The organism is Corallococcus sp. CA053C (assembly GCF_003611675.1).
In the GTDB taxonomy this organism is placed as follows: domain Bacteria; phylum Myxococcota; class Myxococcia; order Myxococcales; family Myxococcaceae; genus Corallococcus.
This window is the reverse complement of record NZ_RAWA01000189.1, coordinates 1-18,068: the sequence shown is the minus strand read 5'-3', so window position 1 is coordinate 18,068 and position 18,068 is coordinate 1. Positions and strand designations below refer to the sequence as shown.

The 18,068-nt window shown below is 71.6% G+C and carries 12 protein-coding genes; 7 read left to right on the top strand and 5 right to left on the bottom strand.

Translation table 11 applies throughout. From position 1 onward, the window contains the following. Positions 1-456 precede the first annotated feature (456 nt). A complete protein-coding gene (locus D7V97_RS23665) occupies positions 457-3,381 on the bottom strand; it encodes a DUF4105 domain-containing protein (protein ID WP_233583135.1) in 2,925 nt (974 codons plus the stop codon). Positions 3,382-3,407: 26 nt separating this feature from the next. Continuing rightward, a complete protein-coding gene (locus D7V97_RS23660; RefSeq protein ID WP_233583133.1) occupies positions 3,408-3,908 on the bottom strand; it encodes a hypothetical protein in 501 nt (166 codons plus the stop codon). A gap of 10 nt (positions 3,909-3,918) precedes the next feature. Here D7V97_RS23660 and D7V97_RS23655 point away from each other — a divergent pair, with 10 nt between their 5' ends. Further along, the gene (locus D7V97_RS23655) at positions 3,919-4,428 is read left to right on the top strand and encodes a hypothetical protein (RefSeq protein WP_120612926.1); all 510 of its coding nucleotides are present in this window, start codon (positions 3,919-3,921) and stop codon (positions 4,426-4,428) included. Positions 4,429-4,555: 127 nt separating this feature from the next. Here the strand turns inward: D7V97_RS23655 and D7V97_RS23650 are convergent, their stop codons facing one another. Both D7V97_RS23650 and D7V97_RS23645 read right to left on the bottom strand, forming a co-directional pair. Continuing rightward, positions 4,556-5,914, bottom strand: a complete 1,359-nt coding sequence (locus tag D7V97_RS23650) for a D-arabinono-1,4-lactone oxidase (protein ID WP_120612925.1) — start codon at positions 5,912-5,914, stop codon at positions 4,556-4,558. A 4-nt stretch (positions 5,915-5,918) separates the two neighbouring features. After that, entirely contained in the window at positions 5,919-7,091 is a 1,173-nt protein-coding gene (locus tag D7V97_RS23645; RefSeq protein WP_120612924.1) for an amino acid deaminase/aldolase, read from the bottom strand. Positions 7,092-7,495: 404 nt separating this feature from the next. Here D7V97_RS23645 and D7V97_RS23640 point away from each other — a divergent pair, with 404 nt between their 5' ends. Then, a complete protein-coding gene (locus tag D7V97_RS23640) occupies positions 7,496-8,632 on the top strand; it encodes a LuxR C-terminal-related transcriptional regulator (protein ID WP_233583131.1) in 1,137 nt (378 codons plus the stop codon). A gap of 60 nt (positions 8,633-8,692) precedes the next feature. Next, positions 8,693-9,844 carry a metallophosphoesterase gene (locus D7V97_RS23635; RefSeq protein ID WP_120612923.1) on the top strand — a complete coding sequence of 384 codons (1,152 nt, stop codon included), beginning with the start codon at positions 8,693-8,695 and terminating at the stop codon, positions 9,842-9,844. A 24-nt stretch (positions 9,845-9,868) separates the two neighbouring features. On the opposite strand, the gene D7V97_RS23630 is transcribed toward D7V97_RS23635, so the two are convergent. Then, entirely contained in the window at positions 9,869-11,239 is a 1,371-nt protein-coding gene (locus D7V97_RS23630; protein WP_120612922.1) for a thioredoxin family protein, read from the bottom strand. Between the two features lie 108 nt (positions 11,240-11,347). Between D7V97_RS23630 and D7V97_RS23625 the strand changes: the two genes are divergently transcribed. From D7V97_RS23625 to traB, 4 genes are all read left to right on the top strand, one after another. Then, positions 11,348-13,093: a GTPase gene (locus D7V97_RS23625; protein WP_199728910.1), complete on the top strand. Its 1,746-nt coding sequence runs from the start codon at positions 11,348-11,350 to the stop codon at positions 13,091-13,093. Between the two features lie 92 nt (positions 13,094-13,185). After that, entirely contained in the window at positions 13,186-14,250 is a 1,065-nt protein-coding gene (locus D7V97_RS23620; protein WP_120612928.1) for a hypothetical protein, read from the top strand. A 257-nt stretch (positions 14,251-14,507) separates the two neighbouring features. Next, positions 14,508-16,532, top strand: a complete 2,025-nt coding sequence (gene traA / locus D7V97_RS23615; RefSeq protein ID WP_255424836.1) for an outer membrane exchange protein TraA — start codon at positions 14,508-14,510, stop codon at positions 16,530-16,532. Then, on the top strand, positions 16,529-18,068 hold a 1,540-nt coding region (traB, locus tag D7V97_RS23610), incomplete at its 3' end, for an outer membrane exchange protein TraB (protein WP_120612920.1). The genes traA and traB, both read left to right, overlap by 4 nt.

Sequence of the window (18,068 nt, the reverse complement as noted above, 5' to 3'; positions counted from 1 at the left end):
TCTCCGAGCCCCAAACCCCTTCACACCGCCTGCCCCCCCGGCCCACCGAAGCGCTCAAGTACGAGTCGGATCCGCTGAACACGCGGGTGGAGGAGAGCCACATCACCTGGAAGCACAACCGGTTCGACGTGAGCGTGGTGACGATGGTGCTCATCAGCGCCGTCACCTTCTTCATCCCGCTGTTCAACGGGCTGCTGGCCGGCGCGTTCGGCGGCTTCCACGCGGGCCGGATGCGCCGCGCGCTGGCTGCCGCGTTCATCGCCTCCGTGGTGGTGCCGCCCGCGCTCTACGTGTTGTTCAACGTCTTCAGCGTGGGCAGCATCCGGATGTTCTACGGCCTGGGCTTCACGGGTTGGTCCGCGCTGCACGTCATCGGCCTGTTCCTGGGCGCGATCTCCGGCGCCGCCAGCCGGCCCCTCTTCGTCGACGATGGGGGCACCGTCTTCGCCTCGCGCTTCACCGGAGCTCCACTCCCAGCGCAAGGCGGCGTTGGGACAGGCCTTCCGGAAGAGTCGCGGAGCGACTCCGCGGACCTGCCCACGACGCGAGAGGACCTTCCCAGTGGACCTGGGCGCGGGGAGTGAGCAGCACGCTCCACCGCGCGATGCGCCCCAGGCACCACTCCACCTGGAGCGTCGCGTCCGCCTCGTCCGTGAAGCCTGACACCACGCCCGCGCGCCACGCGGGCGCGTAGGCGGCCTCCAACCGCAGCGCGCTGCCGCCCGGACCGGGCAGGCCCGTGCGGTGGGACAATGACAGACGGGGGCCCACGGCAGGCACTGTCTTCCATTGGCTCCAGGTCATCGTGGCCTGCGCGCCGAGCCCCACCGCGAGGAAGGTGTCGAAGCGCTCCGACGCCGCCACCACGCCCAGCGCCTCCGCCCGCAGCAAGGCCCGGTAGGGCAGCGCGCGGTCGGAGTCCGTGGACATCTTCGCCTCCGCGCCCCAGCCCAGCACGTCCGAGAACGACCGCTGCTGCTGGGGCAGCTCCGGGAGCAGCGTGCGGTAGCCCACCAGCGTCAGCGTCGAGCCGAGGATGCGCGGCACGCCCCAGCGCGGCTCCACCGACAGCTCACCGTCCAGCACCCGCAGCTCGCTGCTGGACTGGAAACCATGCAGTCGCTCGTCGCCCAGCGCCTCCCCCATCGCGGCGGTGCGCAGGCTCACCACCGGCCTCGCGGAGCCCACGTCCGGGAAGTCCACGCCCCCGCTCACCACCGTGCGGGCCGCTCCCGAGTCGCGCTGGGCGCCCCGGGCCCAGGCGGCCTCCGCGTCCGTCTTGCGCTGATGGTCGCTCGCGAGGAAGGCCCGCGGATCCACCTCCGCCAGCGGTCCGTCGTTGAGCGCGCCCTGCGCGTCGGTGGCGGCGGCGAAGGCGGCCTCGGTCTGCTCGGCACGCACCAGGGCCTTGAGCTCGTCGGGCGTGGGCGGGCGCTTGACGGCCGACTCCAGCGCCTGCTGGAGCATCGCCGTGCGGTCCAGCACCGCGAGCTTCCGCTGCAACACGTCCTCGCGCTCGAAGAGGCGCTGCCGGTCCGCCGCGCCGTCCGTGGCCGCGCCTTCGCCTCGGAGGTCGAGCGAGACCAGGCGCTCACGCTCGATGGCCAGCGTCTCCCCTTCGGCTTGATCCACCGCCGCGCGCTCCACCCGCACCGCGTGCGCCACGTAGGCGTGCAGCGCGTCCCGTGCCTCCCCGCGCGACATGGGCCGCGCGGAGTCCAACGCCTTCGTCACGGCTTGCGTCAGGTGTTCGTAGCCCTGGCGGCGCACCCCGGGTTCGGGGGACTGGAGGTGGCGGTGCACGTCGCGCAGGGGTGTGAGGGCGCCAGGCGGCAGCAGCGTCGCGAGCTTCGCGAGGAGCCGCTCCTGTTCGGCGAGGGCACGCCGGGCACGCTCCCCCGTGGACTCGAAGGCGTCCGGGATGTGCTCCAGGAGCGACACCTTGTGCCCGTTCGCGTCCACCACCTGCGTCTTCGCCAGCGTGTCCAGCGTGGCGGTGGGCAGCACCCACAACGTGCCGGGGGCCTGCACACGGCGGCCGTCTTCCAGGGCTCCGTTGAGGACGAAGAGGAGCGCGGCGGCGCAGTTGTCGGTGAAGAAGTAGTAGCCCAGGTAGCCGCGCCGCTCGAGCTCCCAGATGCGCTCCAGCATGCGCCGGGATTCGCCGGGCGTGAGGTTCAGCCGGAAGCGGCGGATGGTGCGCTGCTCCAGTTCCAGCGACTCGTGGGACACGTCCCCCAGCGTGCCGGTGAGGAAGACGGTGCTGTAGCCGCCCGTCATGCCCTTCATCAGGTAGCCGAGCCCCTTCGACTCCAGGCCGGTGAGCGCCACCAGCTGCACCACGCGCTCGAAGCCGGGCCCCTGCACCACGGCGCCCTCGCGCCACACCGGACGCAGCAGGAGGTGGCCGAAGAGGGACTGTGGCTGCCGGCCCGTGGCCGCGACCATCAGCACTTCCAGGTGGGAGAGCGCGTCCGCGTCCGCCCAGGTGTCGAAGGCGGGGCACTCACCTCGCGCGGGCAGGACGCCCAGGCGCGCCTCCGCGAGGAACTCCGCCAGGGCCCGCGCCTTGGACAACTCCTGGCAGCGGACCTGATCATCCACGGGCAGCGCGTTCGCGCGGAGGGACTCGGCGGGGATGAACAGCTCTTCCGCGAAGGTGACGAGGTCCAGTGACGCGCTGACCTGGCCTCGCGCGCGGCTGAAGGCTCCCGCGTAGGTGATGCTCGCGGACTCCTTCCAGGTCAGGGGCCGCTCGAAGGGGAGCACCCATCCGTCCAGACGACGCCACTGGGGACGCCGACTCCAGCCGTGCGCGTCGTCCCAACGCTGCATCACCGCGTGCACCACGGCGCGGCGGCGCCACAGGTGTTCGGTCTCCTCGTCGGTGAGACGTGACAGGCGCAGCGCGGCCCGGCGCTCCTCGGTGGGGGCGTAGCGGTAGAGGTGGAACTGCTCGCGCGTCGCGGACCAGTCGGGGTGCTCCTTCGAGCCGTCACCCAGGCCCAGCGGCGCGGCCTCTGGATGCAGCACGAACTCCAGCCGGCCTCCCGGTGGACGGCGCATCGCGGGAGGCAGGGCGGCGAGCCCCGCTTCCACGTCCGAGACCAGGGCGGCATCTTGCGCCGCGGGCTCGCGCAGGACGATGCCCGCCACGGCCTCCAGTGCCGCCACCCGGGCTGGCAGGTTGGGCGTTGCAGCAGCGTCGGACGGCGCCTCCTTGCCCTCCAGAGCAGCCACCGGGGCCGGCAGGGTGGGTGTGGCAGCAGCAGCGGACGGCGCCTCCGCAACCGCGGCAGGCGCCGGCTCATCGGCCTGGGCGCCGACAGGCAGCACCAGCAGCGCGAGCAAGCCCAGCCGCACGTGGAGCGTCGGGAGCACGGACGACGCCTGCGCTTCGCGGGGCCTCAACGCGTGGCCTCGGCCGGTGTCGCCGCCCCTTCCTGTCGCAGGAGGAAGGCCTGGCGGTCCTCCTCGAGTCGCGGCTCGGTGCGCGCCAGCTCGCCCACCCGCTCCAGCCAGGCGCGGGCCCGCTGGGGCGTCAGGGTCTTCACCTCCGCCATCGCCAGCAATTCCTTGCGGTGCGTGCGCAGCAGCCGTCCAAAGACATCCAGGTTCTCACGGCGGATGCGCGCCGCCTGGGCCAGGTCCTCCACCGTCGGTCCCGCCCCCAGCGCCAGGTCCTCGCGCAGTTGGTGCGTGCGTGCGCGCAGGTACACCTGGGCCGCGTGCCCCACCTCCTGCGGCGAGGGCTGGAACTCCTTGCCCCGCTCCGAGTGCTCGTACACCTGCCAGATGACGACGCCCAGGCCCAGCACCGTCAACGCCACCGCGGCGGTCGACAGGAGCCGGTTGTCCTTGCCGTTGCTGCTCTCGCTCCGCGAGCTCGCCTCTTCGCCCGGATCCACCTGGCTCGACTTGCTGCTCCCGTTGTCGCTCGAGCCGGAGCTGTCATCGCTGGAGCCCGAGCTGTTGTCGCTGGAGCCGGAGCTGTTGGACTCCGACCTGCTGGAGTCCCCCTCTTCGCTGCCCGAGCCCGATTCGCTGGAGTCCCCCGAGTCCGAACCGGTGGAATCGCTGGCGTCGCTGGAGTCCGAGTGGCTCGTGCCCTCTTCACTGGTGCCACTGGATTCGGAGCGGCTTGAAGCTGAATCCCCCCCGCTGGAGTCACCGGAGCCGGACTTGCTCGAGTCACCACCGCTGGAGTTGCCGGAGTCGGACTTGCTCGAGTCGCCACCGCTGGAGGCGCCCGAGTCCGAGGAGTTGCCCGAGTCCGACGCACCCGCGGCCCGCAGCCCCGCGACAGGCGTGCGACAGCCCACCGCGAGCATCAGCATCGACGCCATCACCACGCGTTTCCACGAGCGCTGCATCCGCATCCATCCCCCTCGGAGGTCGCCACCGCGTCCTGCGCGGAGCTTCTCCTAGCCAACCTTATGCCGGGTCGAGAGGGCGCGTTTTCAACAGCTTGGCGGATGACCTCGCGCGTCAGGGCGCGAAGTGGAGGCTCCGGGGTGCGTCGCGGACTTCGCGCCTCCAGGTGTCAGGATTGACGCTACGCGAGCCGTGCGTTTTCGGATTCGCTCCGGGTGCGGGCCGCCGAGCGCTCTTCCAGGAAGAGACGTCTCAGATAGGGATTGAGGAAGCGTCCCTCCGGGTCCAGTTGCTCGCGCACGCGCTGGAAGTCATCCCAGCGCGGATACAGATGTTTCAGCGTCGCCGCCGTCTGCGTGTGCAGCTTGCCCCAGTGGGGCCGGCCTCCGTGGTTGCGGAAGATGGCCTCCGCGCCGGAGAAGTACGGCTCCAGGGGCATGCCCTGGTACTGGTGCACCGCGATGAAGGCGCGGTCTCCGCCGTGCGCCGGGCTGAGGAACACGTCGTCCCCGCGCACGAAGCGGTACTCCACCGGGAAGTGCACGGGCAGCTTGTCGCGCGTGAGGAACTCCGCGATCTCTCGCAGGCAGTCCGGGCCCCGCTCCACCGGCACGCCGTACTCCATCTCCTGGAAGCGCACGAGGCGCGGCGTGGCGAACAGCGTGTGGCTCTGCCCCGCGAGCACCCCTTCCGAGGCCAGCTTCGCCGACAGCCGGCTCACCGGCGCGCACCACGACGGGTTCATCCGGCACGCGCGGCTCACCGCGCCGAAGACCGCGTTCTCCATCACCAGCTCATTGAGCCAGCGCCCCACGCCCACCCCGTGCGGGGCCTCGTCCGTGAGGTCCATCGCCTTCGTCATCACCCGGTCCGAGTGGGGGAACCAGAAGAACTCGTAGTGCCGGTGGCGCGCGCGCGCTTCGTCCAGCCCCGCGAGGCACTCCTCCAGGCCCAGGTTCTTGCGCGTCAGCCGCAGCCGGTACGCGGGCAACAGCTTCAACCGCACCCGCGTCACCACGCCCAGCGCGCCCAGCGACACCCGCGCCGCCTGGAGCAGCTCTGGCGCCGCGTCCTCCGAGCACGTCACCTCCTCGCCGCTCGCGGTGACGAGCGTCATCGCCGACGCCTGCGTGGAGAGGATGCCCAGCCCCACGCCCGTGCCGTGCGTGCCCGTGCCCAGCGCGCCGCCGAGCGACTGCTTGTTGATGTCGCCCAGGTTCTCCATCGCCAGGCCGTGCGACGCGAGCAGCGTCCCCAGTTCGCGCAGGTTCGTGCCCGCGCGGACGGTGGCCGTGCGCCGCGAGACATCCACCGCTTCGACGCCAGTGAGCGAGGCGAGTGACACCATCGTCTCGTCCGTCGCGCACAGCGGAGGGAACGAGTGGCCGCTGCCCACCACGCGCACGGTGCGGCCCCGGGCCCCGGCGTCGCGGAGCGCGGCCTTCAGCGCGTCCTCCGACTCCGGCTGGAGGAACTCGGACGGGTGCGCCACCACCGCGCCGGACCAGTTGCGCCACGTCTTCGTCGTCACGGACGCCATGCCGTCATCCCCACTCACCCCGGTAGGTTGGAACCTCTTTCACCACGCGCCCCTCGGAGATGAGCAGGAGCGTGCGGAAGTGTTCGCACACCTCGCCCGCCTTCGCATGACGGAAGAAGACCGGCGCGCCCAGGGGCAGCGGCACCGGGCCCGTGTACGCGATGGGCGTCTGCACCTCGCCCGCGCCCTCCAGAGGCAGGAGCTTCGCGCCCTCGGGCAGGTAGGGCGTGGGCAGCTTGTCCGCGCCCGCCGCGCCGGAGGCCACGTAGCCGCCGCCGTGCAACGTGAGCAGGCCGGGGCCGGGACGGCGCGTGACGGGGATGGCGAAGGCCACCGCGGGCAGGTGCCGGAAGCCGCGATAGCCGTCGAAGAGGCCCGGGGAATACAGGCCGCTGCCCACGGTGAGCTCGGTGACGCTCGCGTCCTCGCGCGTGGACTCCAGGCTGCCGGTGCCGCCGCCGTTCACGAAGCGCACCGGGAAGCCCGCGTCCTTCAGCGCCGCCACCACCGCCTGCCGTCGCGCGTGCACCGGCCCCACGGAGGCCCGCTTGAGCGCGCGGATGGCCAGGTTCTTCGCCCGCGCGTGCGGCACCGCGTCCGGCACGCCCGCGAGCTGCGCCTCGTAGCCCATCACCCCGTCGAGGAACACGTCCCCTTCCGCCGCGATGCTCCGCGCCACCGCCAGCGCATCCTCGGGCGTGCGCACCGGCGAGCGGTGCACCCCGAAGCGCAGCCCCGGCAGGTCCACCGACAGGTCCACGTCCAGGCACAGCGGCACCCGCGTGCCCTGACGCCGCGCCGCCCGGGCCGCGAGCGCCACGTGCTCCGCGCAGTCCACCATCAGCGTCACGGGCGCTGGCGGCCGGCACAGCTCCGCCAGGGCTTCCGGATCCACGACGGGGTAGCCCATGAGCAGGTCCGTAAAACCATGCTCGCGCAGGCGCACGGCCTCGTCGGCGCTGAAGCACATGAGGCCCTGGAAGCCGGGATGCCCGTCGAGCACCCGCCGCAACAGCGCCACGCACCGCACCGACTTGGTGGCCAGGCGCACGGGCTTCCCGCCCGCGCGCCGCACCAACGCCTCGGCGTTCTCACCCAGCAGGTCCACGTCCGCGAAGGCCAATGGCAGTCGCCGTCCCTCCAGGGCCCGGGCGTAGTAGGCGTGGTCGCGCGTCATGTGAGGGCCTCCGGCGCCAGGGCGCGGACAGCGGGAAGCGGCCATCATCGCCGCACCTCGTCAACCGCGAACACGGGCGGCACCGTCCGCGTGGGATGTCGGACAGGAACCTGTACTGAAGGATGGCGTCGGACAAAGGGGCAGCGCGCCGGACATCCCTGGGGGGACGCCCGGCGCGCGCACACACGGATTCTTCGACTCCAGGTCGGCCCACCCCCCCGGAAGGGCACGGAACGCCACTTTGCCCCCGTGAGAAATCCTTTTCTATTGAGGAAATCACGCGAGTCCCAAACGACTCGGGCTCTGGGTAATGACGTCCCACCTGGACAGGCGGATGCAGGACGGATTCCACTTCCGACCTCACAAGTCTTTCAATTGCCCCCAACGGGTATACTAAGGAAATCGTGAGTGATTTGATTTCCGAGGACCAACGCCTGCTGCGGGAGCTGGAGGGCCTGCTGACGGTGATGGAGCCCGGCTCCGAGACGCTGCCCACGGTCCTCGCGGCGCTCCGGGCCGCCCTGCGCGCCGAGCGCACGGCGGCCTACGGCGTGGATGTAGGTCCCGAGCGCTACCACACCTCCTTCGTGCACGGCGTGGGCTTCCAGGAGCCGCCCCCGGTGCTGACGGAGCTGTTCGACTCGTTCCTGCCTCCGTCGGGCGGCCGCTTCGGCTACTTCGACCCGGCGCGACCGCCGCTGCTCCAGCGCAACCGGCCGCTGCGCTTCACCGCGCTCGGGCTCGCGGAGGGGCTCCAGGCGCTGCCCGCCCCCGTTGACGGAGACGGAGTGGAGGCGCCGTGGGAGCGGCTGGGGCTGACGCAGGACGAGTGGACCCAGGCGCGGGCCCTCATCTCCTCCGCGCAGGCCCGGAGCCTGTACCGACGGCTGGGATTGGAGCACATGGCCCAGCTGCGGGTGCTGGTGTGCGAGGGCGACACGATGCTGGGCTGGGTGGGAGCCTTCCGGCCCGAGCCCTTCACGGAGCGGGAGCAGCACCTGCTGCACGCGCTGACGCCGGCCATCCAGCGGCGGATGGCCCTGGACCGGCGGCTGAGGGAAGCGGGCCTGCTGGGATCCGCGCTGGGAGCGGCGCTGGAGGTGCTGGGGCGGCCCGCGTGGGTCGTCACATTCAGCGGCCGGGTGATGCACACCAACAAGGCGGGGCAGGCGCGCCTGGCGCAGGACGCGCAGGCGCTGACGGCGCAGGTGCGCGACTGCATCCGGAGCCCACCGGGCACGGGCCCGCTGTTCTCCTCCGGCCCGCTGCGCACGGCGGGGCTGCCGGACCACTACCTGGTGTTGGACCCCGGCCCGCCGCTGGATCCGGGCTCGCGCCTGCCGGTGCTGACCCAGCGCTGGGGGCTCACCGCGCGCGAGGCGCAGGTGCTGGAGCACGTGGTGCAGGGGGAGACGAACAAGGCCATCGCCCTGCACCTGGGCTGCGCCGAGCGCACGGTGGAGGTGCACGTCACGCACCTCTTGAACAAGGCCCAGGTGGAGAGCCGCTCCGCGCTCATCTCGCGCTTCTTCCAGTCCTGAGGCGAGGTCCTCGGCCCTGGAGCCCATGGGCACCCCGTGGGGCGTGAGTAGGATGAGGGGATGAACGAAGCGCTCCTCCAGAAGGCGCTGGCCCGCGCCGACGCGGCCGTGGCGAAGGGGCCACACGCGACGCCCGCCGAGGGCCGCCACCGCACGCGGCACGTGGTGATGGGCGACCCCCAGGCGGACTTCGACCGGGTGCTGACCCTCCTCGCGCTGCACGGGCTGCTGGGCTCGGATGGAGGGCTGCGCCCGGACGTGTGCCTGGTGTCCGTGGGCGACCACTTCGACTGGGGCCCGGCGTCCGAGCGTGACCGCGTGGCCCGGAGTGGCCTGCGGCTGGTGGCGTGGCTTGCATCCCATCCGGCGGATCAGGCGGTGCTGCTCCTGGGCAACCACGACCTGGGGCGCGTGGGGGAGCTGGCGGACTTCACCGATGCGACGTTCCGCGCCGCGCAGGTGGAGGCGGACCAGCTCTACGCGGGGGATGACACGGACGCGGCGGCCGAGCGGGACTTCATCGCGCGCTGGCCCGCGCTGCCGACCGTGGAGCTGGCGGCGCGCGACTTCAGCACCTGGCGCGAGGAGCAGCGCGCGTGGGTGGAGCACCTGCTGCGGGCGCGGCGGTTCCGCGTGGCGCATGCGGCGGGGGACTCGCTGCTGGTGCTGCATGCGGGCGTCACGCGCGAGGACCTGGACGTGGTGGGGCTCGAGCCCGGACGTTGGGCGGAGGCGGGCGCGGTGGCGGAGGCGCTCAACGGCGTGATGGACCGGGCGGTGGCGGCGTGGACGGGCGGGCCGCTCGTGCTGCCGGGCCTGCACCACCCGGGCAACGCGGCGTCGGGCGAGGGGATGGGCATCTTCTACCAGCGGCCCAGCCTCCAGACGGAGGACACGGAGCGCGTGCGGGGGACGCCCCGGCGGCGGTTCGACCCGCGGCGATTGCCCCTGGGACTGACGCAGGTGGTGGGCCACACGCGCGACAAGCGGGTGCGGGAATTGGTGTCCCCGGGCCCCGTGCGCGACGGCGTGCTGCGCCACCTGGTGACGGACGGGACGCGCGTGGACTACGCGCACGGACCGCCCCCGGAGACGGGGGCGGGTGAGGCGGTGATGGTCTTCACCGACGGCGCCATGCGCGAAGGCCGGGCCGAGGACTTCGAGCTGTTCGACCTGGACGCCCGGCGCGCGGTGCCGCTCGACGGGCGCTGAAGGTGCGCAGGCGCTGCGACAGCGCTACGGCGCCGCGCCCGGTGAAGCAGCCGGAGCCTTGAGGCCGGAGAGCTTCTTCGCCAGCCCCTCGACCTGACGCGGCGACACCTGCGCCGCGGGCAGCGTCTTCGCGAAGGCGAGTGCCTCCTCCAGCGTCTTCGAGGCGGAGGCAGGATCCTTCCGGGCCACGTAGATGTCCGCGCGGCCGGAGAGGACGGACAGCCGCCGTGAACCCTGCACGCGCGCCAGCGCCCGGTCGTTCGCGGCGAGCGCGTCGTCCAGCCGACCCGACAGGCGGTACAGCGTCGCGAGCCGAGCGGGAGGATTGTAGTCCTGCGGCAGGTCGCGCTCGCTCTGCTCCAGCGCGGGGATGGCCCGCTGCGGCTGCTCCAGCGTCATCGCCGCGAGCATGCGGTGCGAGTCGAACACGGTGCGCGCCTCCGGGTTGGGCGCCTTCGCGGCCTCGCCCTCCAGGAAGGTGAGCCACTCCCCGGCCACGCCCTTCGCGCCCGCCGTGTCCCCGTCCGACTTGCGAGCCTCCATCAGCACCTCGTAGAGGCCGGAGCGGTCATCCGCCTCCATCGCGATGGCGGGCGGCGCGAGCACCTCGCGCGCCTTCGCCTCCAGTGCGTGGCGCAGGTCGGCGGCCTCGGGAGTGCCCTCGGGGATGGCCAGCGCGCAGGTGAGGCCGTTGAGGACGCCGTTCGCGAGGTTGAGCGAGCGCGGCACCTTCGGCAGCTCCGCCACTGCCTTCTGCGCGCACGGCACGTACTGCTTCGCGCCGTATTGGGCCATCAGCAGGGACTCCAGCGCACGGCCCCGGCGGGACCAGTCGGCGGGGGCCTCGGCGAGCGCGAGCGACAGGGCCTCGGCGGCCTCGGCGGGCTTGCGCTCACCGTAGAGCGCATCGCCCCGGGCGAGCAGCGCATCCGCGCCGGTGGCGCCGCCCTTGTAGGCGAGTTCGCCGTCCTCGAAGAGGCGCTCCAGCTGCGGCACCGTGGCGCTGCCGGCGAAGCGCAGCAGGGCCTTCTCCTCGCGCGGGTCGATGATGAAGAAGGTGGGCCAGAACTCCACCGGGTACTGCTCCTGGAACGCCGCGTTCGTGGTCAGGTCGGTGTTGAGCTCCAGCCACACGAAGCGGTCCGCGTGCTTCGCCAGGGCCTGGTCGGTGAAGACATAGGCGCGCATGGAGCGACAGGTGTGGCACCACGGCGCCCACGTGTCGACGAACAGGGGCACGCCCTTCGCCTTCGCTTCGGCGAGCGCGCGGGCGTAGTCGTCCGGGATGAAGGGCAGCGGGCCTTGCGCATGCGCGTCGGACGCGGGCGCGTTGGCGTGCGTGGCCGTGCAGGCGATGGACCCCGAGAGGAGCAGGCAGGCAAGGAGGATGCGCATGCGGCGCACCCTAGCGCGCCCCATGGGGGGTGTCCCCGGTGGACACTGCGCACACACATTCCTGGGCACCGCCGTGCGTGCGTGATGTCTTGCGCGCGCCCCATGCCCATGAAGCACGCCCACGCCCTGCGCACCGCCCTCGCATCCGCCCTGGATGCCCTGCCTGCCTCCGAGCGCTTTCCCGAGGGAGGTGACGCCGACGTGGCGCGCCGTCTGGCCGAGCGCCTGCGTCGCGACCTGCTACCCCGCCTGGGCTCCGGCCCGGACGACATGCCGCTCTTGCTGGTGGCCATCGCCGGGCCCAACAACGTCGGGAAGTCCACGCTCTTCAACGCGCTGGCGAAGGCGTCCCTGTCCCCCGCGCGTCCCGAAGGTGGCCTGACGAAGCAGTGCCTGGCGGCGGCGCACCCGGAGACGTGGACCGGCGAATTGAAGGACGTGCTGACCCAGCGCTACGACATCGTGCCGGTGGTGGAGGGCACGGTGGCGCCGGTGGACGCGCCCGGGCCCGCGGGCCGGCTGTACCTGGTGCTGGCGGACGCGGTGCCGCGAGGCCTGCTGGTGATGGACACGCCGGACTTCGACAGCGTGTACCGAGACAACCGCGAGCGGGCGGAGGCGCTGCTCGTCACGGTGGACGTGCTGGTGTTCGTGGTGAGCCGGCAGACGTACCAGAACGCGGCGCTGGTGGACTTCCTGCGCGCGGCGGTGGGCCACGGGCGGCCGTACCTGCTCGTCTACAACGAGGCCACGCGCGAGGACGTGGCGCGGGGACACCTGGACAAGCTGGCCCAGGACGTGGGCCACCCGCCCCTCGCGCGCTATCTGGCGCCGCACCAGCCGGACGTGGAGGCGGGGCTCAAGCCGCTCGCCACGGAGCCACTGGATGGACGGCCTCCGCTCGCCGCGCTGCTGGGGCAGGCCGAGCATGCGCGGGAGCTGAAGGCCAGGGCGCTGGAGGCCTCGCTGTCGGATGCGCGCGCGGAGTTGGAGGTGGTGGCGCGGGCCGCCACGCGCGCGGCGCGAGAGCCGGAGCGGCTGCGGCAGCGACTGCGGCACGACCTGCTGGGCATTGGCGCGCAGGCGGCCTTGAAGGCCGTGCCCGCGGACGTGCTGGTGGATGCGTTCCGGGACGAGCTGGATGCGCGCAGCACCTTCCACCGGCTCGTGCGCCTGCCGTTCCGGGGGCTGGCCACGGCGCTCACGTTCGTGAGCCGCAAGGTGCGCGAGTCCTTCACCGGGCCCCGGCCCCACGAGGCGCTGCCCACGCAGGCGGTGGACGACTCGCTGAAGGACGGGCTGCGGCGGCTGGTGGATGCGTTCGCGCCGGAGGTGGCCGCGTGGCGCGGGGACGCGGAGACGAAGCAGAAGCTGGCGGAGGTCTTCGGGCCCGCGATGCTTGGCCGGCTGGATGCGCCGCTGGAGTTGGGCGCGCTGCACGCGCACGCGGCGGACCGGGTGACGCTGTATGACTTCTGCCGCGAATTGGTGGGCCACGAGCTGCAGGGCGGCATGCGCGAGGAGATGCTCCAGACGCTCACCACGTTGGTGTACTCGGTGCCGTCGGGAGCGGCGGCGGTGGTGACGGTGGCCACCGGCGGCCTGGGGCATGACGCGGTGGTGTGGGCGGGCACGCTCTTGTCCACGCCACTGCTGGAGCGCTTCGTGGACCTGCTGGGGGCCCAGGTGCGCGCGACGGTGACGCGCCGGTGGGCGGACGCTCACGGGGCCACGCTGGCGCAGGCGATGGAGACGCGCTTCTTCGCGGACCTGCTGTCCCACCTGGACGCCCAGGCCGACGGCTGGCTGCGCACCGCGGCCACGCTGGAGGCGGCGAGGGCGGCGACGGAGTAGGCAGCCGCTCCCGGACAACCCCCGGCCTTCCGAGCGGCGGGGTGAGTTCGTCCGTGCCACGTCGCCACCGATGCGTCATGCTCGGCGGTGCCATGACCGGTCCGGGCCCGGAGGCGGGTTCCCCTCTCATCCTGTCGTTCCGACACCTGCTGACCGAGTCCGTCGGGGTGTTCCTCGACGAGGCGGACATGACGTGCCCGCTGACGGCGGACGCGCTCAGTGAATTGCTGGTGACGTTGTCGCGCTACCGCGAGGAGGGCGCGCTCCTGTTCCCCACCGCGTTCCTGGGCGACGACCTGGGCGCGATGCTGGAGCTCTTGGGTGGGCACGACCCGATTCCCATCGGTTCGGGGCCGCGCAACCGGGCCACCATCCAGCGGGCCCTGAAGCAGTGCGCGCCCTTGGGTCAGGGGCGCTGGTGGGCGTTGTACCTGCTGCGCGAGTCGGAGGGCCTGACGTACGGCATCTTCCGGACGGATCCGTTCCCCCTGGCGGAGACGCCGCTGGAGCGCCTGCGGCACGCGCCGGAGCGGGGCGTGCGCGTGGTGGGCGTGTTGCAGCTCGCGGACAACATCATCGAGCTGCGCGCGGGCGGCGGGCTGGTGCGGCACGTGTACCTGTCCGGCGCGCGCATCGACCTGGAGCCGCCCTCGGTGGTCCTGGACTCGCTGGCGAGCGCGGTGACCGAGCAGGTCCTGCCCTCCAGCCGCGAGCACGCGCGGGGTTTCTTCCGGAGGGTGCTGTTCGAGGTGATGCAGTCCTCGCACGGCACGCTGGTGGCGGTGCTGCCCCGGGAGCGCGCGGGGTCGGCGCTGTTCGTGGATGGCATCCTCTTGCCCCGGCCCATGGACGTGGTGGCGCTGCTGGACCGGCACCACGCGACGCCGGATGGCGGCGCCGCGTCGGCGGTGCGGGCGACCGCGCAGCTCTTGCGCGGCATGATGGCCACCGACGGAATCACCGTGCTGCGCGCGGATGGGTGCATCCTCGGGTACAACGTCTTCGTGCGCCACCCGGAGACGCTGGCACGGCAGCCCGCGTTCTTCGGCGGGGCCCGGCGGCGCACCTTCGAGGTGCTGTGCGCGGCCCTGGGTGGCGAGCTCGCCGCGGCCTTCATCCGCTCCCAGGATGGAGATGTCGCGTGCCGCCGCGCGTGAGCCGCGGGGCGCCGTGATGATTTCCAGTTTTGCCTGCTGTACGGGCTGAGTTTGATTTCATCCCAGGCGGACGTCGTTCGAGTGGAGGAGGACCCTGGAGGTCCTCTCGACGCACGGGGACGCGTGACGTGGGGAAGGAAGTTGAGAACATCAAGCAAATCTGGGAGGCTGCCGCCGCCGTGCGACCCTCTCCCCTCCCCTTCCGCGCGTGTGCCGCGCTGTCCCTGCTCGCTGTGTGCCTCGCGAGCGCGCCTGCTGTGGCCCAGAAGCTGCCGGATGTCGTGGTGACAGGAGCACCGGTCGCGCCATCCCCGAATGAGGTCGGTACGGGGATCTGCATGGCGTCCAGCGTGTGGACGAGAACCGTCGGTGAGTTTCCGCAGAACCAGACGACCTACTCCGACAGCTTGAACGCATACATGGAGGAGAACCGCGCCTCGCGCTTGACCTCCGTCCTGCGCTCCGCGTTCGACCTGTCGAACAACCTCAACGATGGCCGTGTGTTGAGCTACGGCGACTTCGTCAACGTGGTCTCAGGCTGTCCTACGGGGGGCTGTCCCTTCCACTACAACGACCCTTCGGTCAGGTTCGTTTCCCGCTTCCGCGGCTTCCTGAATGTCACGCAGGACATGGTCGGGCGCACCCTGCACTTCGGGTTCTATGCCGACGACGCCATCAGTCTCGTGTTGTTTGATCGAGCCAATTCCCGCTACGACGTGATCATCAGGCCGGCAGAACTCGGTGCGCCAACACGACGCACCACCAACTCCGTCAGGTTTACGCAAGCCGGGCTCTATCCCATCGAGCTGCTCTATGTGCAGATCGTGGAGCACGCTGCGCTGGAGCTGGTCGTCTTCGATGGAACGTTCACGGATTTTGATCGCCCTGCGAATCAACCGCCCGTGGTGCCGCTCAACACCGCTGGATTCTCCCTGGTTCAGCCCGCCCAGCTCTTCCAGACAGAAACCGGTCGGCCGTCCTTCCCGTCCAACCTGGACCAGTGCGTTCAGTGCAACCGGCAGTTCGCCAACCAGCCCGGCAACGGAAGCTGCGGCCCGTCCTACTACTGCAACGCTGCGGCCCTTTGCGCTCCTTGTGACACGTCGCTCCTGTGCGGCGACACCTGCTCACCATGCGGACCGACCGCGCCCATCTGCGCCACCGTCAACGGCCAGTTCGCCTGTGTCCAGTGCACCCAGAACAGTGACTGCGCCACCGGCCGCTGCGACGTGACCACCAACACCTGCACGGGTTGCATCAGGGACAGCGATTGCGGCTCCGGCCAGGTCTGTGACGAGCCCAACTTCACCTGCGTCCAGTGCACCGGCGACGAGAACTGCCCCAACGGTCAGGTCTGCGACCCCACCTCGAATACCTGCTCCGAGTGCAACCAGGACACCGACTGCGACCGCGGGCTGCGCTGCTCCAATCACGCCTGCGTCCTCTGTGATTCCAACGACGCCTGCGCCGGCAACTCCTGCAACTGCTGCCCCAATGGCACCCAGTGCGCCGCGCCCACCCCCGGCGCTCCGCCCTCCTGCGTCGAGTGCACCACCGACAGCCAGTGCTCCAACGGCCAGCGCTGCGACACCGTCAACGGCGCCTGCGTCGACACCGTCCCGGAATGCAACACCGCCGACCGCTGCGGTCCCGGCTGCTCCAAGTGCCCCGGCGAGCGCCCCTTCTGTCTCGACGGCGAGGTCTGCGTCCAGTGCCGCACCGACCTGGAATGCGGCGACGGCCAGTTCTGCCTCAGCGGTGAATGCAGCGCCTGCACCACCGACAAGCGCTGCGGCGACCGCTGCGACGCCTGTGACGCCGCCACCCCGTTCTGCCTCACCGACGGCTCCGTGCAGAACAGCGTCTGCGTGGGCTGCGTCAACGACTCCGACTGCGGCAGCGGCACCTGCGACCCCACCACCCGCACCTGCGACAACACCAACGCCTGCGCCATGACGTGCGCGGAAGGCCTCGTGTGCGACGGCGCCGCGTGCGTCGAATGCTTCGCCGATGCCCACTGCCCCTGCGGCGGCACCTGCGACACCGCGTCCAACACCTGTGACATCTCCTGCGCCGACAGCGGCGACTGCCTGGGCGTCGAGTTCTGCTCCGCCGAAACCCAGCAGTGCGAACGCGGCCGCCGCAAGCCCGGCACGGAACCGCAGGGCGGCGCCTTCTGCTGCGGCACCACCGCCGAGGACACCCCCACCGGCAGCACCGCCATGCTGGTCACCCTCGCCCTGGGCTTCCTCTTCCTGCGCTCCGCCCGCCGCGTCCGATGAAGCCTCCCCGCACGTCGCTCCTCCCGCTGCTCGTGGGCCTCGGACTCGGTCTGTCCACCGCCGCCAGCGCCGCGCCGGATGCGCGCTTCAACCTCCAGCTCTTCCGTCCCTCCGGCGCGCCGCAGGACCTGGTGATGGTCACCCAGTCCCGGCCCCTGTCGCACCTGTCCGTCTCCGCCGGGCCCTACCTCAGCTACTCCATCAACCCCCTGTCCCTCGTCCCCAAGGACGGCGACCTGGGCTCCATCAGCCTCGTGGGCAACCGGCTCCAGCTGGATGTCATGGCCACCGTGGGCCTCTTCGACTGGGCCGAAGTGGGCGTGGACCTGCCGCTCGTCATGCTCCAGAGCGGCCAGAACCTGGAGGTCATCGGCACCGAAGGCCCCGTGGAGAGCTTCGCGCTCGGCGACCTGCGCCTGACCGGCAAGGTGGCACTCCCCGGCCTGCGCCGCTCCGCGGAAGGCCACGGCTGGGGCAGCGCCCTCACCTTCAACGTCAGCTTCCCCACTGGCGTGCAGGAGGCCTTCGCGGGCGACGGCGAGCTCACCTGGTCACCCGGCCTCGTCGTCGACTACCGCTTCGAGTCCGGCATCCTCCTCGCCCTCAACGGCGGCTTCTGGAAGCGGCCAGACCTCGTGTTCAGCGGCGTCAACATGGGCGACATGGCGCCCTTTGGCCTCGGCACCGAGGTGCCCCTCCTGCGCGGCAGCGGCATCACCGCGCTCGGCATGGTGCACGGCGCGGTGGGCCTGGAGAAGGAGCCCGACCAGCCCCGCCAGATTCCCGCGGAGCTGCTCATCGGCCTGCGCTGGTACAGCTCCACCGGCGTCACCTTCACCTTCGGCGGCGGCCTGGGCTGCGGCTGTTCCCTGGCGTCCCCCAACCTGAGCTTCTTCACGTCCATCATCTGGGTGCCCGCCAAGACGCGCGAATGGGAAGCCATCGAGCGCTTCAAGGAGCCGCCCGAGCCGCCCCCGCCGCCCGTCGACCCCGACGGTGACTCCGTCATCGGTGAGAAGGACCGCTGCCCCACGGTCTCGGGCCCGGTGGAGAACGGCGGCTGCCCGGACTCCGACGGTGACTCGGACGGCGTGGTGGACCGGCTCGACAAGTGCCCGGACGTGCCCGCGGGCACGCGCGGCAGGGATGGCTGTCCGCTCGCGCGCACCGTGGGCAACAAGATCGTCATCCTGGAGCAGGTGAACTTCGCCACCGACCAGGACGTCATCCTCTCCGAGTCCTTCCCCGTCCTGGAGGAGGTCGCTCGCGTGATGGAGGTGAACCCGAAGCTCGACCGCATCCTCGTCGAGGGCCACACCGACTCGCGCGCCAGCGACACGTACAACCTGGAGCTGTCCAAGCGCCGGGCCGCCAGCGTGAAGCGCTTCCTCATCGAGAGCGGCGTCGCCGCGGAGCGCGTGTGCTCGCAGGGCTTCGGGCGCAGCAAGCCCCTGGCCGACAACGCCACCGAAGAGGGCATGGCCCTCAACCGCCGCGTCGAGTTCACCATCCAGCCGCCGGTCGACGGGCCCCGCC